We start from the raw sequence: 24,755 nt of genomic DNA on the forward strand, positions 1-24,755 counted from the left end.
AATGGTGGTCTAAGAGAACAACCTCTTTTTGGTGGTTATAAAAGAATGTTTTACTTGATATGAGCGGAAAATTTACGTTGGAATTCCGCGATGTCTGCATATTCTTCTTCCAATTTTCGCGAAATGCGAATAAAGATGGGGAGCAGCTCCTGATAGATCGATGCATGTTCTTTGATAGGGGTATGCTTGTGTGTTGTACCTACCATAGATGAAACGGCATGAAGCGACTGAATTCGCCCTGTAGCATAAAGACCGAGCACGACGGCCCCCAGACAGGAACTTTCGAAGCTCTCGGGCACAATGACTTCCTGGTTGAATATATCGGACATCATCTGACGCCAGAGTGGGGAACGAGCGAAACCACCCGTTGCCTGAATGGAGGTAGGTTGTCCGATCTGTTCTTCCATGGCCAGCAGTACCGTATATAGGTTGAAAATAACCCCTTCCAAAACGGAACGGATCATATGCTCTTTCTGGTGATGAAGGGTCAAACCAAAGAAGGAACCTCGGGCGTCCGGATTCCATAAAGGGGCGCGTTCCCCTGAAAGGTACGGATGGAATAGAAGCCCTTCCGAACCGGGGCTGACGCGTTCAGCAATCTTGGTGAGTACATCATAGGAATTGATGCCGAGCCGTTTGGCTGTTTCCACTTCGGAGGCAGCGAATTCGTCCCTTACCCAGCGGAAAAGCATGCCACCGTTATTCACAGGTCCGCCGATAACCCAAAGATTCTCGGTGAGGGCATAACAGAAGGTTCTACCTTTTGGATCGGTAACAGGACGGTCAACGACGGTGCGAATGGCACCGCTGGTGCCGATCGTTGCTGCAACAACGCCAGGCTCAATGGCGTTTACACCCAGATTGGACAATACCCCGTCACTTGCACCGATCACGAAGGGAGTAGAGGGGGAGAGAGCCATTTTTTCAGCCCATGTACGATCCATTCCCTCTATAGTATGTGTGGTCGGTACGAGCTGCGATAGATGGTCAGGTGTAATGCCTGCAACCTCAAGTGCTTCGGCATCCCAATCCAGTTGTTCCAGATTGAGCAGACCGGTACAGGATGCGATGGAGTGATCCACGACATATTGACCGAACAGACGAAAGAACAAATATTCTTTGATAGAGATAAATTTGGCGGTACGTTGAAAAAGTTCAGGTTCATCATGGCGCAGCCACATTAATTTGGTCAGTGGCGACATTGGGTGGATCGGTGTACCTGTTCGCAAATAGATACGATGTCCCAGTCCATTCTCTTGCAGTCTGGCAGCCCAGGCAGCACTCCGGTTGTCAGCCCAAGTGATGCAGCGGGTGAGAGGGATCCCATCTTGTCCCATCGCAATGACACTGTGCATGGCAGAGCTGCAGGACACGAACATAATTTGTTCCGCAGCTACGCCGCTTTGATCCATCACCCCGCGTACGGAGCGAAGGGCAGCTTGCACAATTTGTTCTGGATCCTGCTCAGCGACATCCGGAGCTGGGGTGAATAAAGGATATTCCTGAGTTGATGTGCTTACAACTTCACCCTGTTCCGTAAATAGTACGGATTTGGTACTGGTTGTACCGATATCCATACCAATCATATAGTTGTTCATTTTACATAAACCTTCTTTCTTTTAAACCCGCAAAATTAAAACTCTAATTATTTGAATTTATTTTCTTCTTCTATATAGATATTCAATTTATACGACTGTACTCAGCAGCAAAATAAAGATCAATCCCACGACAGATAGTAGTGTTTCCATAACGGTCCACGTCTTCAGGGTCTGCGAGACGCTCATATTGAAGAATTCTTTGATCATCCAGAAGCCTGCGTCGTTCACGTGGGAAAGCACAAGTGAACCTGCACCGGTAGCGAGTACAACCAGCTCAATATTGGCACCTGGCGTTAGTGCAAGAACCGGAGCTACAATACCAGCTGCTGTCGTCATGGCCACAGTCGCTGAACCGGTAGCAACCCGAATGAGTGCAGCTACAAGCCAGGCGAACAGGATCACGTTAATGTTGGCATGTGTAGCGACCTCAGCAATGGCATTACCTACGCCACTATTGATCAACACCTGTTTGAACGCACCGCCTCCACCAATAATGAGAATGATGGTCGCCGTAGGCGCCAGACATTCACTGGTGAAGCGGGAGATGTCATGTTTGTTGAACCCTCGTGAGAATCCGAGTGAAAAGAGGGCGAACACGACGGAGATCAGCAGGGCTATAATTTCATGGCCAATAAATTCACAGAAAACAGTAAATCCGCTTGTGGCGTCCGGGTCTACGATATTGGCGATGGAGCCAATAAGCATCAAAATGACCGGCAGCAAGATGGTAAACAGGGTTATTCCGAAACCTGGCAAGTTGTTACTTTTTTTCGTAGCGAATTGTTCAGCCAGCTCTGCAGGCGGTTCGGTATGTATTCTTTTACCGATAAATTTACCAAACAGAGGTCCAGCGATAATAGCAGTAGGGATACCTACAATAAGGGAGTACAAGATCGTTTTACCCAAATCGGCGCTGAACGCTTCGATGGCAATCATGGGAGCCGGGTGAGGTGGAACCAGACCATGTACAGTAGAGAGACCTGCCAAAATCGGAATACCGATCTGCAGCAGTGACATATTGGTTTTACGTGCAACGGTGAAAATGATCGGAATCAGCAGAATAACGCCGACTTCGAAGAAAACAGGAATACCAACGATAAAACCAACAATCATCATCGCCCAGTGCACACGTTTTACACCGAAACGATCTACAAGTGTGGTAGCAATACGCTCGGCTCCGCCGGATTCAGCCATCATCTTACCAAGCATGGTACCAAGACCGATGACGATGGCAATCGTTCCGAGTGTGCCGCCAAGTCCTCCCGTAATGGAAGTAATTACGTCCGCGGGTTTCATGCCTGTAAATAAACCAAGCATTAATGCAGATATTAAAAGGGTAATGAAAGGATTCCATTTATATTTGGAGATCAACACGATCAGAAAGACAATCGCAATTAATGTCCAAACCAATAACGTTGCATTATGGGATAGCCCAAAAAGAGTGCTCATGAGGTATGCTCCTTTTTTTTCTGATATATAACGCTTACAACAGATCCATGATCAAGCGGAGGGAAGACACTATATGATTCATGAAGCGAGGGCGGCTTAATCCCTCTTAATATGCCCCAAAAAAATGAAACAAATCGCATTTTGTATACTTGTCGACAAGTTGGAGGGCAATCATTCACAACGGATATGATTGCGAACCCCTGCATAGATATTCCATAAAGTGACGAATGGAATTTCATTACATGTCATTAGGAATCAAAGCTTTCGTGCAGCGTCTTGCCTGAATCCTGGAAATACGTGCGGACTCCAGATTGAATGCGTGTTTTATCACCCGATTCAAGAGCCTCAATCAGCAAACGATGTTTACCAATTACAGCGCTTACTTTCTGTTCGCCCTGAATAAAGACCCTGCGGGTGGTGAGTAGCATAACCGTCATGACAACATAACGAATGCTCCTCCATAGATGTAAAATACGGGAATGCTGGGCGGCTTCGATAATAGTCTCGTGAAAAGTAAGATCCTGATATGCGAATTCAACCGCGTCTTGGTGGCGTCCAGCCAAGTCCATTTTGTCTATCACATTGCGTAGCTGGGTAATCAATTGATCTGGCACATCCCCCGCAAGCCGCTGCTGCACAAAACTTTCAATCAGGAAACGGACGTCGTACAATTCCTCGACATCTTTAATTTTCAATCCAATGACAACGACACCCATACGCTCTAGCCGAATGAGCCCTTCATTCGACAATGTTCTTAACGCTTCACGTACAGGTGATCGACTGCTGTCAAAATCAGCGGCAATCCGATTTTCTGACAAAATTTCGCCAGGACGAAGAGTTCCGCTAATGATCCGTAGTCTTAATTCGCAGGCAATTGCTTCCCCGCGGGAAGCTCCCTGAAGCCAGGATGAAGGAAACAGCATAATGGCTAACGCTCCTATTATAAGTAATCAGTTCAATACTGATCATAGCACAACTATTTTGCTGATTGAGCGTTTTACACCAATCCTTATAACGAGAATAAATGGCAGTATGCTCTGTGCGCGTGTTGAATTTAGGAACGTCATACTGCTTCAAATGGATTTTTCAAAGAGCTAGAGGAATAATTGTCTTCCTTTAAATGAGTCTGGATCTGTACTGTGCTTCCCATAAGTATACTTGTATACAAGATTTGATTTTTTTATCCTACACCTTTCTCGAAAACTTGTAAACCATAAGAATAAAGCGGATACATTAAATTTAAAGTATGTCATTTCAAAAGCCAAAATATATTGGTCATCTAATGGATTGCTGCTCCACTGAAGTTCTTCAGAAACGTATGAATATTAACCGAAAGCAGAGCCAATGAAACAGTCTGTCATCGATAAATATTCCTTATCCACATGTGAATAACTTGAAATGGTAATTAAAGATAGAATTAAGGGGTTTGAGGGGTGTGGATAACCGTGAAAACTGATTTTTGGTGAATGAATTGGAACTTGGGGATAACTTTTGGAGCTTCTAAATGATGCTTTAAGAAGGTTGTAAACAGGAGTACGAATCCATGGCCGTTTAGGTAGGGTGGAATAGGCATTAGAAGGAGGAAGGAGGCAAGAGGCTCGCAGTTGACTTTTCCAGGTGTTCATGGTTAAATATATAAAGGTGTTTTCTGTGAAGATGAAAGTGATTCATCACATAAGTATTTCCTTGTGAGGAGGTGCAATACATTGAGACCTACATTCAAACCGAACGTTAGCAAACGTAAAAAAGTTCATGGTTTCCGGAAAAGAATGAGCACGAGCAACGGACGTAAAGTTCTGGCTGCACGTCGCCTTAAAGGCCGTAAAGTCCTGAGTGCTTAATGCACTGTGAAGACCACCGAGGTGGTCTTTTTTTTCTTAAATAGGTCATTTCAGACTGGATGCTGGTATAGATCAGGTCTGAATTGGCTGCGCAAAAGCATGAGTACACATTTATGTTCAATGAATGAGATGTCCGTTTTTTCGAAAACGTTCCTTATATAATGAAGTTGCCGCCAAGACGGTTTATCGTTATTCAAGAAAGCCTATACTAAATCAGTAATAAGGCCTTCGTCAATAATGTTGGTGGAGAACAGCAAGGAGAAGCGCCGTGTATAAAAGACTGCGTTTACGAAACCGGGCGGACTTTAGCCGCGTATACCGGTATGGGAAATCGTTTGCCAATCATCAGTTTGTGGTGTATGGCTGTCGTCGTAAAGATACAGAACAATTCCGAGTAGGTGTATCCTGTAGCAAGAAAATCGGAAACGCTGTCGTACGCAACCGGATGAGACGCATGATTAAGGAAATTGTACGCCATCATGAGAAAGAGATTGTCACGCAGATGGATCTGATCTTTATCGTCAGAAAAGGTGCATTGGACATGTCCTATAAGGATATGGAAAAAAGCCTGCTGCATGCGATGCGCAAGGGCTCTCTTTTGAAGTCGGGCAAGCGGTAAGCTTCGGTTTATTTGTCCTCCTAATTATGGTATGATTTACGGTGGAATGGAATGGTTAAGAGAGGGGTTATGAAGTGTCGCGATTGAAGACATCAAAGGGGAAGTGGATTCTCCTCATTGCAGTCATTGCAATGGTCACCGTACTAGCCGGGTGTACTCCGCAAGGTGCGGGGGTTACTACGGAAGATCTAAGAAACGGCTCATTCTGGCAAAGCAATGTTATTTATTGGTTCTCACTGGCGCTCGATACATTCGCCAACTGGTTTAACGGTGAATATGGACTGGCCGTCCTTGTGATGGTGTTAATTGTACGGACGTTAATCTTGCCGCTGACAATGAAGCAGGTTCGCAGCTCCAAGGCGATGCAGGCTATTCAGCCGCAGTTGAAAGAAATTCAAGCCAAGTATAAAGATACACCTGAGAAAGTTCAGCAAGAAACAATGAAGTTGTTTCAGGAGAACAAAGTTAATCCGATGGCGGGTTGTTTACCACTTCTGATTCAGATGCCGATTTACATCGCACTTTATAACTCAATTTACGGAAACTCGAGTCTGAGAACGCATGATTTCTTGTGGCTTCAACTCGGATCGCCGGATCACCTGTTTATTTTGCCAGTGCTGGCTGCCATTACAACATTCGTGCAAACGTGGATGATGATGCGCATGAATCCTGCACAGCAAGTTGGACCGATGCAGTTCATGCTGTGGGTTTATCCGATACTGATCTTCGTAATGTCTTATCAGTTCCCGGCTGCATTGCCACTGTACTGGTTCTACAGTAACATCTACACGATCGTGCAAAACTATTTCCTTTACCGGAATAATGATAAAGTCGTGGCTGAGGTCAACGTGAAGCAGACCAGCTCTTCCAAAAATGGAAATGGAGCTAAACGCAAAAACGGTGGCAAGGCAACTGTCTCTGGAAAAGGTTCGAAAGGGGCCAAAAAATCGAAATGACCAAAGTCATTGCGTCAGGAAAAACCGTTGAAGATGCTGTAAACCAAGGATTGGCTGAGCTTGGCGTGAGCCGGGACAAGGTCGAGATACAAGTGTTAGAGCAGCCGTCAAAAGGATTCCTGGGTTTGATCGGGGTTAAGGCCGCTAAAGTGGAAGTGAAACTTCTGCCTGTGCCCGAACCTGTTCCACAGCCGATCAAACCGGCTACACATATACCTCAAGATGAAGCAACACTTGAGGGTGTGGGTGCTAAAAATCCCTATGAGGAAGCGGCTGCTTTCCTAAAAGAAGTGGCAGCAGGTATGGGACTGGATGTTGAAGTGCATATCAAAAAACAGCGTGACGGACATATCTTCAATATTGCCGGTGAAGACTTGGGCATGATTATTGGTAGACGTGGACAGACGCTGGATGCCCTTCAATATTTAACGAACATTGTAGCAAATCGTTATTCGGAAAGCTTCGTTCGCATCGTACTCGATGCAGAGAATTTCCGTCAACGTCGACGCAAGACGCTGGAGGATCTGGCTGAACGTTTGGCTGGACAGGCCATTCGCACTGGCAAGGAAGTTGTGCTAGAGCCAATGCCCCCACTCGAACGCAAAGTCATTCATGCGAAATTGCAAAATCACTCTCAGATTAAGACATACAGCAAGGGCGAGGAGCCCAATCGGCGCGTAGTCATTACGACGAAATAACACGAAATTGAAGACGCAATGGCTTCCTGCCCGGTGCAGAAGCCATTGCTTTTTTCGTACAGAAGTATTTTTCCAAAACTATAGAGCGACTTCAATAAAGCCATATCAAGATATGAATGATGCGGTAAGAAGCGTTGTGCAACTGAACTATATATTGAAATTAATATAGCGTCCCGAGGGGCGCAATTTTAAAATAGAGCAAGGAGAGATAACGATGATTAGTGATACGATTACAGCGATATCAACAGCGGTCGGAGAAGCGGGTATCGCTGTAATCCGGGTGAGCGGCCCGGATGCGGTGTCGGAGACGGAGAAGATTTTTCGCAGCAAAACCCCACTAACACAGGCAGCATCCCACACGGTTCATTACGGTCATATTATAGATCCGGGGACTGGCGAGAAGATCGAGGAAGTATTGGTTACGGTGATGCGTGCGCCACGTTCCTTCACTACAGAAGATGTTGTGGAGATTAGCGCCCATGGCGGAGTGGTTTCGGTCAAGCGTGTAATGGATCTGTTGTTGCAGCTCGATATTCGTCTCGCTGAACCCGGTGAGTTCACAAAGCGTGCTTTTCTCAATGGACGGATTGATCTGTCCCAGGCGGAAGGGGTCATGGATCTCATTCGTTCCAAATCCGATCGGGCTTTCTCGGTTGCACTCAAACAAGTGGAGGGCAAATTGTCGTCCAAGCTGCGCGAGCTAAGATACACGTTGGTGGAGACGCTTGCTCACATCGAAGTAAATATCGATTATCCTGAGCATGATGTAGAATCACTAACCTCTGAATTTATTAAAGAAAAATCCAGTCGGGTGATGACTGAAATCGATAAATTGCTGGTAACAGCAGAGCAAGGAAAGATACTGCGTGAAGGAATCACAACAGCTATCGTAGGCCGGCCAAACGTAGGGAAGTCTTCATTACTCAATACGTTGGCCCAGGACAACCGGGCAATTGTAACGGACATTCCAGGTACAACGCGTGACGTCATTGAGGAGTTTGTTACGATTAACAATATACCGCTCAAACTGCTCGATACGGCAGGTATTCGGGAAACGATGGATGTCGTGGAAAGAATCGGGGTGGAGCGTTCTCGCTCTGCTGTAAATGAGGCGGATCTGTTATTGATGGTTATCAATGCTGCCGAGCCGCTGCATCAGGACGAGATTGAATTATTGGAACAAATCCGCGGTAGACAATCAATTATTATTATGAATAAAATGGACTTAGCGCCGCAGGCGGACCGCGAAGTGCTGCTTCGTTACATCCCTGAGGAACGGCTTGTTCCGATGTCGGTGAAAGATGATTTGGGCGTGGACCGATTGGAAGATGCCATCTCGACGTTGTTCTTCAGTGGCAAGCTGGAGTCGGCCGATCTGACGTATGTCAGCAATGTGCGTCATATTGCTTTGCTCAAAAAAGCGAAGCAGTCACTCATTGATGCCTATGAAGCGGCAGAGCAGCTGATTCCTATTGATATGATCCAGATTGATGTTCGTCTGGCATGGGAGCAACTGGGTGAGATTGTGGGCGATACAGCACATGATGCATTGATTGATCAAATTTTCTCTCAATTCTGCCTCGGAAAATAACACCTGACAAACATACCGGCTCTGAAAAGTAGTATGATAATAAAGTCCATCTGTGGGTGGTCAAAGAATCCGCGAATATGTCTGAAGTACCTATAGACTTGATGGCTTAATATAGATCGAAATGCATTCCGTAGAGTGCGGAGCGTGTTTCATCATGATTTTTACAGAAAATAGATCGTTTGCATGAATTTAGGCGTGCGGCGGCAAAAAGGAGGTAAACTGGAATGGCTTTTGATGGCGGAAGTTATGATGTAATCGTCGTAGGGGCAGGACATGCTGGTGTGGAATCGGCACTGGCTGCAGCCCGTATGGGTTCGAAAACACTGATGATTACAATCAATCTGGATATGGTGGCCTTCATGCCTTGTAACCCATCTATTGGGGGGCCGGCAAAAGGGCATGTGGTACGTGAGATTGATGCACTTGGTGGAGAGATGGGACGGAACATCGATAAGACCTTTATTCAGATGCGAATGCTCAACACAGGTAAAGGTCCTGCTGTCCACGCACTTCGTGCTCAGGCGGATAAATTCTCTTACCAACATACGATGAAAGAAACGATGGAGAATGAACGCAACCTGACGATGCGCCAAGGCATGGTTGATCGCCTGCTCGTTGAAGACGGACAGTGCGTAGGTGTGGTTACTCAGACGGGTACAGAGTATCGGGCCAAAGCCGTTGTATTGACAACAGGTACGTATCTGCGCGGTAAAGTAATTATGGGTGAGTTGATGTACGAGAGTGGTCCGAATAATCAGCAGCCTTCCCTTAAGTTATCCGAACATCTGCGTGAGCTTGGTTTCGACCTGGTTCGTTTTAAAACAGGTACACCGCCTCGTGTGCATAAGGATACGATTGATTTTAGTAAAACGGAAATTCAGCCGGGTGATGACAAGCCGAAGTTCTTTTCTTATGAAACGGAATCTTCCGATAATGAGCAGCTGCCTTGCTGGTTGACGTATACGTCTGTGGAGACACACCAGATTATTAACGATAATCTCCACCGTGCGCCTATGTTCTCAGGTGTTATTGAAGGTACCGGACCGCGTTATTGCCCATCGATCGAGGATAAAATTGTGCGTTTCAGCGACAAGCCGAAGCATCAGATTTTCCTGGAACCAGAAGGCAAAAACACATCCGAATACTATGTACAAGGTCTGTCTACCAGTCTGCCAGAGGATGTTCAATTGGCAGTGCTTCGTTCCATCCCGGGTATGGAAAAAGTAGAAATGATGCGTAACGGCTACGCTATTGAATATGATGCGATGGTGCCAACACAGCTGTGGCCTTCACTTGAAACGAAACGTCTGCCAGGTCTGTTTACAGCAGGGCAGATTAATGGTACCTCCGGATATGAAGAAGCGGCAGGACAAGGCGTGATGGCCGGTATCAACGCTGCACGTAAAGTACAGGATAAAGAGCCTGTCGTACTGGATCGCTCCCAAGGGTACATTGGTGTACTGATTGATGATCTCGTAACAAAAGGTACGAATGAACCTTATCGTCTGCTGACTTCCCGTGCAGAATACCGTTTGTTGCTTCGTCATGATAATGCCGATATGCGTTTGACGGAAATGGGCCACGATATTGGGTTGATTCCTGATGAGCGTTACGCTAAATTCCTGGACAAAAAGGCAAAAGTTGAACAGGAAGTGGCTCGTCTGAAGGCAGCTAAAGTTCGCCCTGTCGAAGTAAATTCGAAGCTGGAAGAGATCGGTTCCACACCGATTCAGGATGGCAGCACACTTCTTACATTGATGCGCCGCCCAGAGATCGGGTATGACTGGATTGAGCAGATCTCACCTTCTGAGGTGGAACTGACTGCTGACATGAAAGAGCAAGTTGAAATTCAAATTAAATATGCGGGTTATATTGAGAAACAATTGATCCACGTGGAACGTTTGCAAAAAATGGAGAAGAAAAAAATTCCGGACACGATTATATATGACGAAATTCATGGCCTTGCGATGGAAGCAAAGCAGAAGCTCGCTAAGATTCGTCCAATCTCTATAGGACAGGCGTCCCGTATTGCCGGGGTTACTCCTGCGGATATCTCCATTCTGCTGGTTTACCTGGAGCATTATAACCGTGTAACCGCAGCAAGGGGACAATAATGGACGATATTCAACAGCAGCTACAACGGCGCCTGAAGAAACATGGACTGGAGCTAGATGAACGCCAGTTGGAGCAATTCGAATTGTATTTTCAGGAGCTGGTAGCCTGGAACGAAAAGATGAATTTAACCGGGATTACCGAACGTGAACAAGTATATACAAAGCATTTCTATGATTCGGTATCGCTAGCGTTTTATACAGATATGTCTAAGGTAAACAAACTCGCAGATATTGGTTCAGGGGCAGGATTCCCAGGACTACCTCTTAAAATTTGTTTTCCGCATATTAAGCTGACGATCATTGACTCGCTAAATAAACGTATTGGCTTTCTGCAGCATCTTGTAGATACGCTCGGCTTGACCGATGTAGAATTGATTCATGGTCGTGCGGAGGAACTTGGACGCAAAGAAGGATATCGTGACAGCTACGACCTCGTCACTGCGCGTGCAGTTGCTAAGCTAGCGGTGCTTAACGAATTCTGTCTGCCATTTGTTCGCAAAAGTGGATTATTCGCTGCAATGAAGGGCGGAGACCCACGCGAAGAAATGAAGGAAGCTGAATTCAGCTTTAACCAGCTGAAAGGACGTGTAAAAGCAGTTCATCCGTTCCAGCTGCCTGTTGAAGAATCGGCACGTCATATCATTCTGATTCAGAAGTTTGATAAGACACCATTTAAATATCCACGTAAACCAGGAACACCACTAAAAACACCTTTGGTATAATTCTTGGCACAACATCGTATGTATTAAAATGGTAAGAAGATCATTCTTCGTTTATTTAATGAAGAACTTTGAATAAGATTAAAGAGGATGTTTCACGTGAAACATCCTCTTTTTGTTTTTTGATTTTTTATATAGGTATAGATAGCATCTATATTCCGATTACATAGAGCAGAGAAAAATGAAATCGATAATATTTATTTTGGCATAGAAGTTTTCTTGATGAATACCTATTTTCTTGTTCAAGCTATACTCGAATGAATGGTGCACTGCCCTCGGGGTAAAGGGAGAGTAATGGAATAGAAGACACGCAAGGAAGAGGTTTTTCTGCCACCAAGGCTATCTTGGAGAAATCCATTTTTACCTGGCATTAAACGAGTACACAACGTAGCTACTATGAGCAGGTCCTTTCTACAGAGTTCCTCCATATCTTATTATGTACAAGCAGTCGTATCGCTAATGTTCATGAAGAAAAAGCAGGAAAAATAGAAGAGTTTAAAGAATAGGTAAACATAGGATTATGGAAGAAAAGATGATAGAATAGAAGTATCCGGTCCTGGATTACAGAGATCATAGATTATATGTATAGATAGATTTTTGAGCATTATTGTATAGGTTACAGAAATCGTCATGGAAGGCAAAACTTATTCAAAGAACGACAGTATTTGGAAGGGTCGCATATTGAATAAGAAGCACCTGCAACTCTGCGGGAGCTATTACGAAACTAGGTGGTAATATACGGAATGAAAGAACAATTTTCGAAGTTGTTTGGTTTGGCGGAGCGCAATAACGGAGATGAGATTAAACAAATTCCGGTCAATGAAATTGTGAGCAGCCCATATCAACCCCGTACTATTTTTGATGATGATAAAATTGATGAGTTGTTGCAGACGATCAAGACACATGGAGTAATACAACCGATTGTCGTCCGCGTACGAAATGGATCATATGAGATTATCGCCGGGGAACGTCGCTGGCGTGCAGTTCGAAAACTTGGTTTGGATCATATCCCGGCCATTGTACGTGAATTTAACGATTCTCAGGCAGCGTCCATCGCATTGATCGAGAACCTGCAGCGTGAGGGACTCACTTCCATTGAAGAGGCTGTTGCTTATCAGAAATTGATTGACCTGCACCAACTTACACAGGAAAGTCTTGCGCAGCGATTAGGCAAAAGCCAGTCGACGATCGCCAACAAAATCCGGTTGTTACAGCTTCCGGAGGGCATTAAAACAGCGCTGATGGAACGTAAGATTTCGGAGCGTCATGCCAGAGCTTTGCTTTCTTTGGATACGGAAGAGTTGCAAATGAAATTGCTCGGCGAGATTATTGATAAAGAGTTGAATGTAAAACAAACGGAAGCACGGGTTGCTTTTTACAAGGAATCCTCGAAGATCAAAAAATCCAAACGTGTCTCATTCACGAAGGACGTTAGACTTGCACTTAATACGATTCGTCAATCCATTGATATGGTATCGGGCTCCGGTCTAGACATCAAAACCAAGGAAGCGGACCATGAGGACCATTACGAGATCGTTATCCATATCCCGAAACGCAAATAATTGAAGCTTAAGGCGGCAATGGGCCGCTTTTTCTGTCTATAAAGTTGAGAGTGGCATGAACAGCGTAGAATAGCACCATGAAGAAACGGTAGTTGATGTTTGTGTGGATGATAGCCACCTGCTTTTTGTTAACTGTAGCTCACAACCTACAAGAAAAGACTCCTATTTTATTTGAGGTGAAGTAATTGTCTAAGATTATGGCCGTAGCAAATCAAAAGGGCGGTGTGGGGAAAACGACGACATCTGTTAACTTGGGTGCAGGATTGGCTTCGCTCGGGAAAAGGGTGCTGCTTGTCGATATTGACCCCCAGGGGAATACAACCAGCGGAGTCGGGATCAACAAAGCAGATGTGGCCAATTGTATATATGATGTCATCATTAATGAAGTTCCCCCTCAGGAAGCGATTGTGGAAACTCAGATTGAAGGCCTTCATATCATACCTGCAACGATTCAGCTTGCCGGAGCCGAGATTGAACTGGTATCGACGATATCACGTGAAGTCCGCCTGAAAAAATCACTCGCCATGGTGAAAAAAAACTATGATTACATACTGATCGATTGTCCACCTTCCCTAGGCATGTTAACGATCAATTCGTTGACAGCTTCCGATTCGGTGATCATTCCGATTCAGTGTGAGTATTATGCGCTCGAAGGGTTGAGCCAATTGCTCAACACGGTTCGTTTGGTGCAGAAACATCTGAATACATCCCTGCAAATTGAAGGGGTATTGCTGACGATGTTTGACGCTCGTACGAATCTGGGCATTCAAGTGATTGAAGAAGTGAAGAAGTATTTTCAACAAAAGGTGTATCAGACCATTATTCCGCGCAATGTGCGGCTTAGTGAGGCACCTTCTCATGGTCAGTCTATCATTACGTATGATCCTCGATCCCGAGGGGCTGAAGTTTATTTAGAGCTCGCAAAGGAAGTGATTTCTTATGAGTAAGCGGCTTGGAAAAGGTCTTGATGCCCTCATTCCTTCGCTTTCAATTAATGACGATGATAAAGTCGTAGAAATCCCGATTAGTCAACTGCGGGCAAACCCTTACCAACCTCGTAAAGTATTTGATGAGGATGCAATACATGAACTCGCTGAATCAATTCGTCAACATGGTGTTATACAACCTATTATTGTACGTCCTGTTTTAAGAGGTTATGAGATCATTGCTGGTGAACGGCGTTTCAGAGCTTCCCAATATTGCGGTAATGCCACTGTGCCTGCCGTAGTTCGTAATTTCAGTGATCAGCAGGTTATGGAGATTGCTTTGATTGAGAACCTGCAGCGGGAGAATCTGAATGCGATGGAGGTTGCAGTTGCTTATCAGGGGCTGATGGATCAATTCGGATTAACCCAAGAAGAACTCTCCTTAAAAGTGGGTAAATCACGTTCTCACATCGCTAACTTCCTGCGTCTGTTATCATTGCCGGAAGAAGTGAAGGATCATGTTTCACGTGGAACATTGTCAATGGGGCATGCACGTGCTATCGTCGGTGTTAAAGATGAAAGCCTTGTGAAGCAGCTGGCAAAACAAACCATTGATCAGCAATGGAGTGTACGTGAACTGGAAGAGGCTGTTCAACAATTGGATCGTTCCAAAACGGGTGAAGCGAAAGCAAAATCCAAGTTGAAGAAAAAAGATCCATTTATTGATACATTGGAAGAATCTTTACGTGAACGGTTCAAAACAACGGTGAAAATTAAGCATAACAAAGATAAAGGCAAAATTGAGCTCAACTACTACAGCAAACAAGATCTGGAGCGACTGTTGGAACTGTTGCAATAATAGTCATGATTCCATGATCGATGAACAACATGCGGGGCTTTTTCATGTGATGACATATCGCCTCTGTACCATGGAGAAACGATATGTCATTGTTTGTTTCTAGGGAATCTATCAAAACGAACGATCAATTAGGGACAGAGGTGGTCATGAGGTGGAGGGAGTTATCTATCTGGATCATGCAGCGACATCTTGGCCTAAGCCACCTGCTGTCGGGGAAGCCATGATGAAGGCTCTGGATGTGGCAGGGGCGAACCCAGGCAGAGGCAGTCATCGAATGGCTGTACAGGCGAGCCGAGTTTTATTTGGTGCTAGAAAAGCGATATCCACTCTTTTGGGTGTTCGTAATGCCAATGATATTGCTCTAGGTTCTAATACCACAGAAGCTTTGAATCTAGCTATTCAAGGGTGGTTAAGAGAAGGCGATCACGTCATTGCTACGATGGCTGAACATAATTCAGTAAGACGGCCCCTGGAGTACATGCGCAGATCTCGTAATGTAGAGGTTGATTATGTGCCTGTTAATGCAGCCGGGGAGATCGATCTGGTCCAATTCGCACGGTTGTTTCGTTCCAATACAAGATTGGTTGTCTGCACGCATAGTTCGAACCTGCTGGGGAGTATTCTACCCATTGGTGAAATTGCGCTGATGTGTCAAAAACATCAGGTGACTTTGCTTGTTGACGCTGCTCAAAGTGCAGGGATTATACCTGTGGATGTAAAGCAGCTTGGCATCGATATGCTTGCCTTTCCAGGGCATAAAGGGCTGCTGGGACCGCAGGGAACAGGTGGGCTGTATATCGCTCCTGAGCTGGATGTACAACCATTGCTTCACGGAGGGACAGGAAGCCAATCTGAGGCGATTGAGCAGCCGCTTGTTCGTCCTGATCGCTATGAGGCGGGTACGCCGAATACCGTGGGTATAGCAGGTCTGGCAGCCGGAGTGCAGCATGTGCTTGAACTGACGCCTGAATTCATATATAAACAGGAGTGGGATTTGACTCAGCATATGATGGATGGGTTATCATCAGTACAGGGGATTCGAATGCTTGGTCCTGAAATTGGACAGCCGCGTACCGGATTGTTATCCTTTACTGTTGAAGGATATGATTCGGCTCAACTCGCTTTTCAATTAGACCGGAATTATGGTATCGCTGTGCGTTCAGGTTTTCATTGCACACCTCTTGCCCATGAGTCGGCTGGCACAACGGCAAGTGGGGCTGTCAGAGCGAGCGTGGGGTATAGTACATCAAGAGAAGATGTCGATGCGTTGATCGAAGCAGTTATCGAATTAACTGCATCAAGATCTGTATGAATCAGCCCTAATAAAACATGAATTTCAATCGCTTGAACAAGCAAAAAGCAAAAGAGGCAAGAAGCCAAAACGAGTGATTAACCGTAGGGGTTATCTGGTGAATAATAAGGGTAAGCTTGAGGGTCACATTAGTGCGTTGGATGGCTTTACTTGGCTGAATGGATCGAAGATGTGGAGTACGTTTGAAGCTACAAACGTTAACCTGAACAAACCAACAGAGGGGTAGTTGCACTACATGGCTGAATTAAATGAGCTGATTCTGGAACAGCTGATATGGATTATTGGCGGCATGGCATTACTTTTGGTGATTTTGCTTATCATAAGTATTGCTCAAGGCGCAAAGCTACGGAAGTTTAAAGGGAAATATGAGGCCATGATGGCTGGCAGTGGAGTGGAAGATCTGGAGTCGCTGTTAATCAATCTGAAAATTCAGATGGACAGCATTGAGGATGAGCATACACTGCAAACGGATCAGTTACAGGCTGTCATGCAGAAGCTGACCCGCATCCAGGGTAAAGTGGGCGTGAAACGGTACAACGCTTATGGGGAGCTTGGCAGTGATCTGAGTTTCTCCATGGCGATGGTTAACGATAGCCAGGACGGTATGGTACTCACGGGTATCTATAATCGAGACGGTTCCTATGTATATGCTAAACCTCTTAAAGGGGGAGAGTCCACGTATACTCTTTCCCCTGAGGAAAAGGAAGCCATTACTCTGGCACAGCAAGCAGAGTAGAACGGGTATGCCATTCTCGAATGGCGGAGTATAGACTGCTGGATATAATCTCGGACATGCGCATGACGAGACTGAGGCGTGTGTTCTGCAAAACAAAGTATTCCATAAAGCCGCCGACGTTAACGATACCTGTAAGATGGATATCGCCGACCGGCGGTAATTCTTTATTTACACCCGCTCCTGGTTTGAGCGGTCCATTCACGACCTGGATACATCCAACACTCGAAGACTGTCCGAGACAGGCATCAATGCCGATCACATAAGGATTGTGATGTGTGTTGTGTATTTTGTGAAGGGTTTCCTGCAGGTTCATTGCATGTACGGGTTCATCCAATGTGCCATAGAGATGGAATAGAGGGCTGTCCCACTTGGCAAGCGACGAGCCGACGAGCGGGCCAAGGCAGTCCCCCGTAGAGCGATCTGTACCGATACAAACGACAACTACATTTTGCAAAGAATGGGCTTTATAGAGATGAAACATTAAACGATGAATGATGGCTGAGTGAATGCCTGGATCTGTGTGTGGGATTTTCAAACTGGCCATGTCTTGAGATGAGAAGGAATGCGAAATGGGATTCATAGGATCTATCCTTTCCCTTGGAATAGTAGTAACAGTATATGGAAGGATAGAACGTTTTATACTTCGTGGGGACAAGCTTTTTCAAAGGGATGAATGTATCGCGAAAGGAGCCGGACATGGACGAGTGGATAGATGATTGGATGCTGATTGCTTTTGATTCCACCCAGCAGGCGCTGCGGGCAGAAATGCTGCTGGAGTTTGCCGAGATTGAGATTGACTTATTTCCTACCCCAAAAGAGATCACAGCGGGCTGTGCTCTATGTATTCAGTTTCCAAAAGAAGATCTGGAGAGAGTGAAACAAATCATTCGTAACGAATTTGTGGAGATCCGTGGCCTCTATTTCAAAACCGCTGACAGCTATGATAACATACCCATGTAGAGGAGGTTTGATCTATGTTGCCATTTAAGTTTGCTTCAGTGGACAATGAGTCTCCGAAGAACGTCGTAAAAAGTGCTATAAGCTGGACAGACCGATTATGGGATAAAGTCGCCGATGCAGATATGTGGTTTAATATATTGTTCAGTTCGATCCGTATCGTTATTATTTTCATTATTACGCGTATTGTGATCAAGATTGTATCACGTATTATAGATCGCACGATGGCACGTAAGCAGGAAGGCAAGATTCGCGTCAACCCGCGGAGATTTATAACGGTTGGAGAGTTGATGAAAAATGCGACCTCCATAACATGTAATTTCATTATGATTCTGTTACTGTTATCTGAGATCAACGTGAAAGTCGGACCATTGTTAGCGAGTGCGGGAGTACTTGGACTGGCTATCGGTTTCGGTGCTCAGGGATTGGTGAAGGATGTTATTACCGGTTTCTTCATTATATTGGAGGATCAATTCGCAGTAGGCGATGTTATTCAAACAGGTTCCTATAAAGGAACGGTTGAGGTCATTGGCCTGAGAACGACCAAGCTGGTTAGCTGGCAGGGTGAGGTGCACATCATTCCAAATGGTACGATTGCAAGTGTAACTAATTACTCGATGTCGAATTCCCTTGCAGTTGTGGATATTCCGATGAAGGGTGAACAGACCCTGGACGAGTCAGTGCACTTGGTGAAACGAGCTTTGACTGGGATTGAGGATCGAGATCTGAACATCGTTAAAGTACCTGACGTGCTTGGTATCCAGTCGATGTCTACCTCGGAATATGTGGTTCGCATTGTTGCTGAGTGCCTGCCGAACTCCAGAGCATCTGTAGAGCGTCAAATTCAGAGTGATGTAAAGAAAACACTGGAGTATCATGAGATGAGCAATCAAGCAGCATTAGAGCAAGCAGCAGCTCAGGAGAAGGATGAGGGGGATGGCATAGGTGGAGCGTAAAAGTTTCCAGCTTGGGGACATTGTACAGATGAAGAAGCAGCATCCATGTGGCAGCAATGAGATGGAGATTATACGGATGGGCATGGATATTCGCATCAAGTGTGTAGGATGTAAACACAGCGTTTTAATTCCCAGAGCGAAATTCGAGAAAAACATGAAAAAGGTACTCCGTTCAACAGAGGATTCGGCTGAATACTAATGAAATAATGCGGTTAATGTTTACTCTTTTCGCACTCCATAATAACGTTTACATGCGGGCATAGCTCAGGTATTGCGTTCTGTAAATGATCATGCTATAATCATTATTGCTGCGGAAAGGTACCCAAGAGGCCCAAGGGGGCTGACTCGAAATCAGTTAGGCGTGTCACAGCGTGCGTGGGTTCGAATCCCACCCTTTCCGCCACTAATAGATATTGCTTTGTAATTGTAATTGAATAATTTACTCAACGTGTGTTGAGCTCTATACATGCAAGAAGACCTTCCAGATGGAAGGTCTTTTTATTTCCAATTTTGTTGTCTGATAATCATTTGTAATTAAAAAAACAAAGAGCCCCTAAGGGCTCTTCATTCGGCGATGCATTCGGTTTGTTAGGAAACAATCGGTCGTAACGATCAGAAACTTGGTGTACTGCAAGTAGCAATACTCGTGCTTCAGACAAAGGCCTTACACACAACCATCTTGCTTCTTAAATTACGTGCTGAATCTCCAACAGTGAATGTTCGGCTTCGTTGTCCAACGGAACCACACCTCTCTCGTGCATCGCCTGATTGTATTATGTGCATTAGTACGTTTTATATACAGCAGTCTGAAAAAAATCTTTACGATTAGTGGACGCGGGCTTTGGTCAGCTTCTTCCACTTGCGATTCTGATTGCTTGTTTCAGGGAAAGCTTCACCCTTTTGGAGGGTTACCCGTTTCGGATTGTTAATCTCCGTATGAAAGCTCTTCTCACCAACCTCGGTGTACTCGCCATCGTTTGGAGCTTTGTCTCCTGGTTCAAACTCGGTTTTTTCACCCATGATAAAACCTCCTTGGCATAATGGATTTCAATGTTGCTTTTGTAGTGTGCTCCATTGGAGTTATGATCATGTGTAATAAGAAGAGGGAACGTTTGCTTGCATTGAGACGTCATTTTTGTTATATTAATATAGTTCGAGTTTGTGCTCGTTCCTTGCTCTCAACCTAGATTGAGGGCCAGAGTCCATAAGGAGGTGAAAATTATGCGCAAATATGAAGTGATGTACATTATTCGTCCTGATGTTGAGCAAGAAGTTGTTCAAGCTACAGTCGATAAATTCCAAGGCATCATCTCCAACGGCGGTGGTGAAGTTACAGCTCACGACGTTATGGGTAAACGCCGTCTTGCGTATGAGATCAAGAAATTCCGTGATGGTGTTTATGTTTTGGTACACTTCACTGCTGAACCAGCAGTAGTTACTGAACTTGAGCGTCTCATGAAGATTTCTGACGAAGTAATTCGTTATCTCATTACAAACGACGTTAAGTCTGCTTAAGACAACTCGTGATCAACGCACCAATACGCTCTGAAGGAGGGGATTACATTGTTGAACCGTGTCATTCTGATCGGCCGGTTAACCCGGGATCCTGAGTTGCGTTATACTCCAGCTGGAGTAGCAGTTACGCAATTTACTTTGGCAGTGGACAGACCGTTTACAAGCCAAGGTGGAGAAAAGGAAGCGGATTTCATTCCGGTCGTAACCTGGAGACAGCTTGCTGAGACTTGTGCAAACTATTTGCGCAAAGGACGCCTAGCTGCAGTCGAAGGACGCATTCAAGTACGGAATTACGAGAATAACGAAGGAAAACGTGTATACGTGACCGAAGTCATTGCCGATAACGTCCGTTTCTTGGAGTCAGCTAACCGTGATAATAACGGTGGCGGCGGTGGGCAACCGATGCGTGAAGAGCCTTCTTACGGAGGCGGCGGGCGCGCGAACAATAATAATAATTCGCGTAGCAACAATCAGGATCCTTTTTCCGATGACGGAAAACCGATTGATATATCGGATGATGATTTGCCATTTTAACGTGAGCCGATACTCTAATGAGATATGGGTTACATGATAGGAAAGGACTGAAAAGCATGGGCTTCAAGCAAAGAGAAGGCGGAGACAACGATAAAAGACCGGCACGTCGTGGCGGCCGTAATAAACGTCGTAAAGTGTGCTTCTTCACAGCTAACAAAATTACTCACATCGATTATAAAGATACGGACTTGCTTCGTAAATTTATCAGCGAACGTGGAAAAATTTTGCCACGCCGTGTAACAGGTACTAGCGCTAAATATCAACGCATGCTGACGATTGCCATCAAACGCTCCCGTCAAATCGCATTACTGCCATACACAACTGAGTAGTCTTACTCAGCATGGATACAAAGCAGTCGGCTTATAGCCGGCTGCTTTTTTGCATCTAAAAATACATTAATGGTGTGCTCTCCTGGTAATTGGATCTAGTAAGGAGTTGCGACGATAGAAGCAATTAAGGCGTAAATGATTTATAATAGAGTCTAATATATTGCTGATATCAGATAGCGTGAGTATGAACGAATATAGATTCCACCATCAGGAGAGAGCATGAATACATCTAAACGTAAAGTAAAACAGAGACGCAAGAGTAGTCTGCGATTTTGGATCGTAGCTACGTTGTTGCTTTCCATTATATATGTGTGGTTACAGCAAAAAGGAGACACCTATGATATATGGCCACGAACCAACGTACAAGAAGCAGTGCCGATTACAGGACTTCACCCGGTCGTAGCGGAAAGTGAGAAGTTGTTGGTTCGAAAGGCGGCTAGACGAGGAATTGAAGTTGTGATTACACATGATTTTCGCAGCATTGATGAACAAGATGCCCTCTATAATCAAGGACGCTCTCTTTCCGGAAATATCGTTACCAACGCCAAAGGGGGAGAGTCCTATCACAACTATGGTTTGGCCATTGATTTTGCATTGCGGACTCCTGATGGAGATGTGGTGTGGGATATGGAACGTGATGATAATGGCAATGGAAAGGCAGATTGGCTGGAAGTTGTGGAGCTTGCCAAAGAACTAGGGTTTACATGGGGAGGAGATTGGGCTAACTTCCCGGATTATCCTCACTTGCAGATGGAATTTGGATTAAGCATCAATGATTTGAAGCGTGGGAAAAGACCTCCGGATTCACAGTAAACACGATATTATATATACATCTATATGTATAAATATTAGAAAAGCCATGCATTTTGCAGGGCTTTTTGCTTTCTTTTGTAAAATAATTGATAAAAGATGACAATTTGTTCTTTACATAAGCGATTAAATGAAACTATACTATAATAACTAGAAATTTAACTTCAATCCTTTAGTAATATCTAAATTACACCTCTAAAAGTACAAAATTTGGATAGAAATCAATTTTACTCCCAAATGAAATATGTCCTCTACAATTCCCTCATACCTAACATAATAGTTTGTTATATCTATAATTCTAACATTTAACTACACACGTTATGTAATGATAATGTCATGTATTTAGATAATCGGTATTTTTAAGATTCAAACTCTACCATTGAAAATATGCAATTGACTCTGGATTCTCTTGATTTATTCCCTTTAAAGTATAACTAATACCCAGAACTGTGCTATAAAAAACATTTATACCATAAATCTCAAAATAAGCATTGACGTCACCTAAATTTACACGTATGATTACATTAATTATTTTGCATTATAATCCCGCTAGGAATTGTCAGCATTAATTGACCAACGGTCTAAATAGCAGTGTGAAAAATGGATTCTCCTAATGATTTGGTATTTTGTATACACTTTCGTTCGTTATCTTCAAGAACATGGAAATATACAGTGGATGCATTCTTCTACACATGAATACAGTCCGCAGAAATTATGGGGTTAGGGTGATTGATTTGAATACAGAGCTATTGGAAGTCAGAAATCTAACTACATCATTCAGAATTGAAGATGACTATTATGCAGCAGTTGATCACGTTAACCTTACGGTTAAAAAGAATGAAGTATTGGCTATTGTGGGAGAATCAGGATCAGGCAAAAGTGCCTTTGCTTTTTCAATTATGGGCCTGCATAACAAAGCCAAAATTGATGGTGAAATTCTGTACAAAGGGCAGGATATAGCGAATATATCTCCCAACAAGTTAAACAAACTCCGCGGTAAAGAGATGGGGATGATCTTTCAGGACCCACTTTCCGCATTAAATCCTCTGATGCTGATCGGTGAACAGATCGAAGAGATTCTGACACTGCATCAACCCAAGCTATCTTCGAAAGAAAAGAAAGACAAAGTAATTGATTTACTCAATCAAGTAGGGATTCCGCGTCCCGAACAATTATACAAGCAATATCCTCACGAACTATCGGGTGGTATGAGACAGAGAGTTGTTATCGCGATTGCGATTGCCAATAAACCTGAATTGCTGATTGCCGATGAACCAACAACAGCGCTTGACGTTACAATCCAACTACAAATTCTGGAGCTTATCCGCGAATTGAAGAACGAGATTAACGCAGGAATCATCCTGATCACCCATGATCTGGGAGTCGTTGCCGAGATGGCTGATCGCGTGGCAGTTATGTATGCAGGTGAAATTGTTGAGATTGCCGATATCTATACTCTAATGACGGATGCCAAGCATCCATATACACGTTCTCTACTAAACTCTATTCCTACCATTTCTGAAGAAAAATCGAAGCTTCATGTCATTCAAGGCATTGTTCCTTCACTGAAAAACCTTCCTCGCCAAGGGTGCCGATTCAAGGCTCGAATTCCATGGATAAGTGATTCGGCTCATGAAGAAAACCCACAGATGCATGAAATTGCGCCAGGTCACTTTGTACGGTGTACCTGTTATCAGCACTTTCATTTCCCTGATCAAGCTGAGGAGGAATAACATAATGGCATTACTCGAAGTAGAAGGACTAAAAATACACTTTCCGATTCGCGGAGGGTTGATCAAGCGTGAAATTGGTAACATCAAAGCGGTTGATGATGTGAGCTTCTCCATTGAGCAGGGGCAAACGTACGGTCTTGTAGGTGAGTCAGGCTCAGGTAAAACGACTACAGGTAGAGCCATTATTGGTCTGAACCATGTAACGGCTGGAAAAATTCTTTTCAATGGAAGAGATCTGGCTACAGAGCGGCGGAAAGATAGACAACTGCAGCGTGATGTACAAATGATCTTCCAAGATCCGTACTCTTCATTGAATCCCAAGAAACGGGTTATCGACATTATTGCTGAACCATTCCGTAATTATGAACGGCTGACGGCTACGGAAGAGAAACGCCAGGTCCGAGACCTTCTGGAGAAGGTTGGATTGAGTCCCGAATCGATCTATAAGTATCCTCATGAGTTTTCCGGGGGGCAGCGGCAACGGATTGGCATCGCTCGTGCGATTGCATTGAAGCCGAAGCTAATCATCGCAGATGAGCCAGTATCTGCGCTCGATGTATCTGTACAAGCCCAGGTGCTCAACTTCATGCAGGAAATTCAAAAAGAGCTGAATCTGACCTACCTGTTCATCAGTCACGATCTCGGCATTATCCGTCATATGTGTGATCAGATCGGAATTATGTATAAAGGTCGATATGTGGAGCAAGGCACAACGGATGATATTTTTGAGAATCCACAACATATCTATACCAAGCGTTTAATTGCAGCCATTCCGGATATGGACCCAACCAAACGTGAAGAAATGGTAGCCTTCCGTCAGCAGGTCAAATCCGAGTATGAAAATTCATACCGAAATTTCTTTGATGAGGAAGGGCTGGCATACTCGCTCCAATCCATTTCCGATACTCACCGAGTAGCTCTACCTCAGAAAGGTTGAAGAC

Annotated in this window: 27 protein-coding genes and 1 tRNA gene; 23 read left to right on the forward strand and 5 right to left on the reverse strand. The window is 44.6% G+C overall.

Annotated elements, in window-relative coordinates; genetic code table 11:
* Positions 1–50: 50 nt before the first annotated feature.
* From gntK to ACDJ58_RS27140, 3 genes are all read right to left on the reverse strand, one after another.
* A complete protein-coding gene (gene gntK / locus ACDJ58_RS27130; protein ID WP_413373875.1) occupies positions 51–1,598 on the reverse strand; it encodes a gluconokinase in 1,548 nt (515 codons plus the stop codon).
* Between the two features lie 87 nt (positions 1,599–1,685).
* A complete protein-coding gene (locus ACDJ58_RS27135; protein ID WP_413373877.1) occupies positions 1,686–3,047 on the reverse strand; it encodes a GntP family permease in 1,362 nt (453 codons plus the stop codon).
* 248 nt (positions 3,048–3,295) lie between these two features.
* Entirely contained in the window at positions 3,296–3,970 is a 675-nt protein-coding gene (locus ACDJ58_RS27140) for a GntR family transcriptional regulator (RefSeq protein ID WP_413373879.1), read from the reverse strand.
* A gap of 783 nt (positions 3,971–4,753) precedes the next feature.
* Between ACDJ58_RS27140 and rpmH the strand changes: the two genes are divergently transcribed.
* The 13 genes from rpmH to ACDJ58_RS27205 all read left to right on the forward strand — a co-directional run bounded on the left by rpmH (position 4,754) and on the right by ACDJ58_RS27205 (position 16,980).
* The gene (gene rpmH, locus ACDJ58_RS27145) at positions 4,754–4,888 is read left to right on the forward strand and encodes a 50S ribosomal protein L34 (RefSeq protein WP_024629517.1); all 135 of its coding nucleotides are present in this window, start codon (positions 4,754–4,756) and stop codon (positions 4,886–4,888) included.
* 268 nt (positions 4,889–5,156) lie between these two features.
* A complete protein-coding gene (gene rnpA / locus ACDJ58_RS27150; RefSeq protein WP_024629518.1) occupies positions 5,157–5,507 on the forward strand; it encodes a ribonuclease P protein component in 351 nt (116 codons plus the stop codon).
* A gap of 74 nt (positions 5,508–5,581) precedes the next feature.
* Positions 5,582–6,463 (forward strand): YidC/Oxa1 family membrane protein insertase, encoded by an 882-nt coding sequence (locus ACDJ58_RS27155; protein ID WP_413373880.1) that lies wholly within the window; start codon positions 5,582–5,584, stop codon positions 6,461–6,463.
* A complete protein-coding gene (gene jag, locus ACDJ58_RS27160; protein ID WP_413373882.1) occupies positions 6,460–7,161 on the forward strand; it encodes an RNA-binding cell elongation regulator Jag/EloR in 702 nt (233 codons plus the stop codon). Before ACDJ58_RS27155 ends, jag begins: the two co-directional genes overlap by 4 nt.
* Positions 7,162–7,375: 214 nt before the next feature.
* On the forward strand, positions 7,376–8,752 hold the full coding sequence (gene mnmE, locus ACDJ58_RS27165; protein WP_413373883.1) for a tRNA uridine-5-carboxymethylaminomethyl(34) synthesis GTPase MnmE: 1,377 nt from the start codon (positions 7,376–7,378) through the stop codon (positions 8,750–8,752).
* Positions 8,753–8,976: 224 nt separating this feature from the next.
* On the forward strand, positions 8,977–10,866 hold the full coding sequence (gene mnmG / locus ACDJ58_RS27170; protein WP_413373885.1) for a tRNA uridine-5-carboxymethylaminomethyl(34) synthesis enzyme MnmG: 1,890 nt from the start codon (positions 8,977–8,979) through the stop codon (positions 10,864–10,866).
* Positions 10,866–11,588 carry a 16S rRNA (guanine(527)-N(7))-methyltransferase RsmG gene (gene rsmG / locus ACDJ58_RS27175; RefSeq protein WP_063567385.1) on the forward strand — a complete coding sequence of 241 codons (723 nt, stop codon included), beginning with the start codon at positions 10,866–10,868 and terminating at the stop codon, positions 11,586–11,588. Before mnmG ends, rsmG begins: the two co-directional genes overlap by 1 nt.
* A 740-nt stretch (positions 11,589–12,328) precedes the next feature.
* Positions 12,329–13,147 carry a nucleoid occlusion protein gene (gene noc, locus ACDJ58_RS27180; protein WP_413373888.1) on the forward strand — a complete coding sequence of 273 codons (819 nt, stop codon included), beginning with the start codon at positions 12,329–12,331 and terminating at the stop codon, positions 13,145–13,147.
* Between the two features lie 185 nt (positions 13,148–13,332).
* The gene (locus ACDJ58_RS27185; protein WP_024629525.1) at positions 13,333–14,094 is read left to right on the forward strand and encodes a ParA family protein; all 762 of its coding nucleotides are present in this window, start codon (positions 13,333–13,335) and stop codon (positions 14,092–14,094) included.
* Positions 14,087–14,932, forward strand: a complete 846-nt coding sequence (locus ACDJ58_RS27190) for a ParB/RepB/Spo0J family partition protein (protein WP_413373889.1) — start codon at positions 14,087–14,089, stop codon at positions 14,930–14,932. Before ACDJ58_RS27185 ends, ACDJ58_RS27190 begins: the two co-directional genes overlap by 8 nt.
* A 151-nt stretch (positions 14,933–15,083) precedes the next feature.
* Positions 15,084–16,244 carry an aminotransferase class V-fold PLP-dependent enzyme gene (locus ACDJ58_RS27195; protein WP_413373890.1) on the forward strand — a complete coding sequence of 387 codons (1,161 nt, stop codon included), beginning with the start codon at positions 15,084–15,086 and terminating at the stop codon, positions 16,242–16,244.
* Positions 16,245–16,341: 97 nt separating this feature from the next.
* Positions 16,342–16,470 carry a hypothetical protein gene (locus ACDJ58_RS27200; RefSeq protein ID WP_413373891.1) on the forward strand — a complete coding sequence of 43 codons (129 nt, stop codon included), beginning with the start codon at positions 16,342–16,344 and terminating at the stop codon, positions 16,468–16,470.
* A 9-nt stretch (positions 16,471–16,479) separates the two neighbouring features.
* A complete protein-coding gene (locus ACDJ58_RS27205) occupies positions 16,480–16,980 on the forward strand; it encodes a DUF4446 family protein (protein ID WP_413373892.1) in 501 nt (166 codons plus the stop codon).
* On the opposite strand, the gene yyaC is transcribed toward ACDJ58_RS27205, so the two are convergent.
* On the reverse strand, positions 16,955–17,560 hold the full coding sequence (gene yyaC / locus ACDJ58_RS27210; protein WP_413373893.1) for a spore protease YyaC: 606 nt from the start codon (positions 17,558–17,560) through the stop codon (positions 16,955–16,957). The two genes, ACDJ58_RS27205 and yyaC, sit on opposite strands and share 26 nt — an antisense overlap.
* A 116-nt stretch (positions 17,561–17,676) precedes the next feature.
* On the opposite strand from yyaC, the gene ACDJ58_RS27215 reads away from it, so the two are divergent.
* The 4 genes from ACDJ58_RS27215 (at position 17,677) to ACDJ58_RS27230 (ending at position 19,296) form a co-directional block, all read left to right on the forward strand.
* Positions 17,677–17,940 carry a DUF3343 domain-containing protein gene (locus tag ACDJ58_RS27215; protein ID WP_029880815.1) on the forward strand — a complete coding sequence of 88 codons (264 nt, stop codon included), beginning with the start codon at positions 17,677–17,679 and terminating at the stop codon, positions 17,938–17,940.
* A 14-nt stretch (positions 17,941–17,954) separates the two neighbouring features.
* Positions 17,955–18,893 (forward strand): mechanosensitive ion channel family protein, encoded by a 939-nt coding sequence (locus ACDJ58_RS27220; RefSeq protein ID WP_413373894.1) that lies wholly within the window; start codon positions 17,955–17,957, stop codon positions 18,891–18,893.
* On the forward strand, positions 18,883–19,092 hold the full coding sequence (locus ACDJ58_RS27225; protein ID WP_413373895.1) for a DUF951 domain-containing protein: 210 nt from the start codon (positions 18,883–18,885) through the stop codon (positions 19,090–19,092). The genes ACDJ58_RS27220 and ACDJ58_RS27225 overlap by 11 nt, the downstream gene beginning before the upstream one ends.
* Positions 19,093–19,205: 113 nt before the next feature.
* Positions 19,206–19,296: transfer RNA gene (locus tag ACDJ58_RS27230), tRNA-Ser, on the forward strand.
* 422 nt (positions 19,297–19,718) lie between these two features.
* Here the strand turns inward: ACDJ58_RS27230 and ACDJ58_RS27235 are convergent.
* Positions 19,719–19,913: a YjzC family protein gene (locus tag ACDJ58_RS27235; protein ID WP_024629533.1), complete on the reverse strand. Its 195-nt coding sequence runs from the start codon at positions 19,911–19,913 to the stop codon at positions 19,719–19,721.
* Positions 19,914–20,114: 201 nt separating this feature from the next.
* On the opposite strand from ACDJ58_RS27235, the gene rpsF reads away from it, so the two are divergent.
* The 6 genes from rpsF (at position 20,115) to ACDJ58_RS27265 (ending at position 24,751) form a co-directional block, all read left to right on the forward strand.
* A complete protein-coding gene (gene rpsF, locus ACDJ58_RS27240) occupies positions 20,115–20,408 on the forward strand; it encodes a 30S ribosomal protein S6 (RefSeq protein WP_024629534.1) in 294 nt (97 codons plus the stop codon).
* 48 nt (positions 20,409–20,456) lie between these two features.
* A complete protein-coding gene (gene ssb, locus ACDJ58_RS27245; RefSeq protein ID WP_064641449.1) occupies positions 20,457–20,942 on the forward strand; it encodes a single-stranded DNA-binding protein in 486 nt (161 codons plus the stop codon).
* A gap of 56 nt (positions 20,943–20,998) precedes the next feature.
* The gene (gene rpsR, locus ACDJ58_RS27250) at positions 20,999–21,271 is read left to right on the forward strand and encodes a 30S ribosomal protein S18 (protein ID WP_017691433.1); all 273 of its coding nucleotides are present in this window, start codon (positions 20,999–21,001) and stop codon (positions 21,269–21,271) included.
* A gap of 219 nt (positions 21,272–21,490) precedes the next feature.
* Positions 21,491–22,084: a M15 family metallopeptidase gene (locus tag ACDJ58_RS27255; RefSeq protein ID WP_413373896.1), complete on the forward strand. Its 594-nt coding sequence runs from the start codon at positions 21,491–21,493 to the stop codon at positions 22,082–22,084.
* A 731-nt stretch (positions 22,085–22,815) separates the two neighbouring features.
* On the forward strand, positions 22,816–23,814 hold the full coding sequence (locus ACDJ58_RS27260; protein ID WP_064641983.1) for an ABC transporter ATP-binding protein: 999 nt from the start codon (positions 22,816–22,818) through the stop codon (positions 23,812–23,814).
* Between the two features lie 4 nt (positions 23,815–23,818).
* Complete coding sequence (locus ACDJ58_RS27265; protein WP_413373897.1) at positions 23,819–24,751, forward strand: ABC transporter ATP-binding protein; 933 nt, start codon at positions 23,819–23,821, stop codon at positions 24,749–24,751.
* Positions 24,752–24,755 lie beyond the last annotated feature (4 nt).

Source organism: Paenibacillus taichungensis (assembly GCF_047302525.1).
Taxonomy (GTDB): Bacteria; Bacillota; Bacilli; order Paenibacillales; family Paenibacillaceae; genus Paenibacillus; species Paenibacillus taichungensis_B.

Coding starts and splice junctions, on each gene's coding strand:
- gntK (WP_413373875.1), bottom strand. CDS start 1,598: ATGAACAACTATATGATTGGTATGGATATCGGTACAACCAGTACCAAA.
- ACDJ58_RS27135 (WP_413373877.1), bottom strand. CDS start 3,047: ATGAGCACTCTTTTTGGGCTATCCCATAATGCAACGTTATTGGTTTGG.
- ACDJ58_RS27140 (WP_413373879.1), bottom strand. CDS start 3,970: ATGCTGTTTCCTTCATCCTGGCTTCAGGGAGCTTCCCGCGGGGAAGCA.
- jag (WP_413373882.1), top strand. CDS start 6,460: ATGACCAAAGTCATTGCGTCAGGAAAAACCGTTGAAGATGCTGTAAAC.
- mnmE (WP_413373883.1), top strand. CDS start 7,376: ATGATTAGTGATACGATTACAGCGATATCAACAGCGGTCGGAGAAGCG.
- mnmG (WP_413373885.1), top strand. CDS start 8,977: ATGGCTTTTGATGGCGGAAGTTATGATGTAATCGTCGTAGGGGCAGGA.
- rsmG (WP_063567385.1), top strand. CDS start 10,866: ATGGACGATATTCAACAGCAGCTACAACGGCGCCTGAAGAAACATGGA.
- noc (WP_413373888.1), top strand. CDS start 12,329: ATGAAAGAACAATTTTCGAAGTTGTTTGGTTTGGCGGAGCGCAATAAC.
- ACDJ58_RS27190 (WP_413373889.1), top strand. CDS start 14,087: ATGAGTAAGCGGCTTGGAAAAGGTCTTGATGCCCTCATTCCTTCGCTT.
- ACDJ58_RS27205 (WP_413373892.1), top strand. CDS start 16,480: ATGGCTGAATTAAATGAGCTGATTCTGGAACAGCTGATATGGATTATT.
- yyaC (WP_413373893.1), bottom strand. CDS start 17,560: ATGAATCCCATTTCGCATTCCTTCTCATCTCAAGACATGGCCAGTTTG.
- ACDJ58_RS27215 (WP_029880815.1), top strand. CDS start 17,677: ATGGACGAGTGGATAGATGATTGGATGCTGATTGCTTTTGATTCCACC.
- ACDJ58_RS27220 (WP_413373894.1), top strand. CDS start 17,955: ATGTTGCCATTTAAGTTTGCTTCAGTGGACAATGAGTCTCCGAAGAAC.
- ACDJ58_RS27235 (WP_024629533.1), bottom strand. CDS start 19,913: ATGGGTGAAAAAACCGAGTTTGAACCAGGAGACAAAGCTCCAAACGAT.
- rpsF (WP_024629534.1), top strand. CDS start 20,115: ATGCGCAAATATGAAGTGATGTACATTATTCGTCCTGATGTTGAGCAA.
- rpsR (WP_017691433.1), top strand. CDS start 20,999: ATGGGCTTCAAGCAAAGAGAAGGCGGAGACAACGATAAAAGACCGGCA.
- ACDJ58_RS27255 (WP_413373896.1), top strand. CDS start 21,491: ATGAATACATCTAAACGTAAAGTAAAACAGAGACGCAAGAGTAGTCTG.
- ACDJ58_RS27265 (WP_413373897.1), top strand. CDS start 23,819: ATGGCATTACTCGAAGTAGAAGGACTAAAAATACACTTTCCGATTCGC.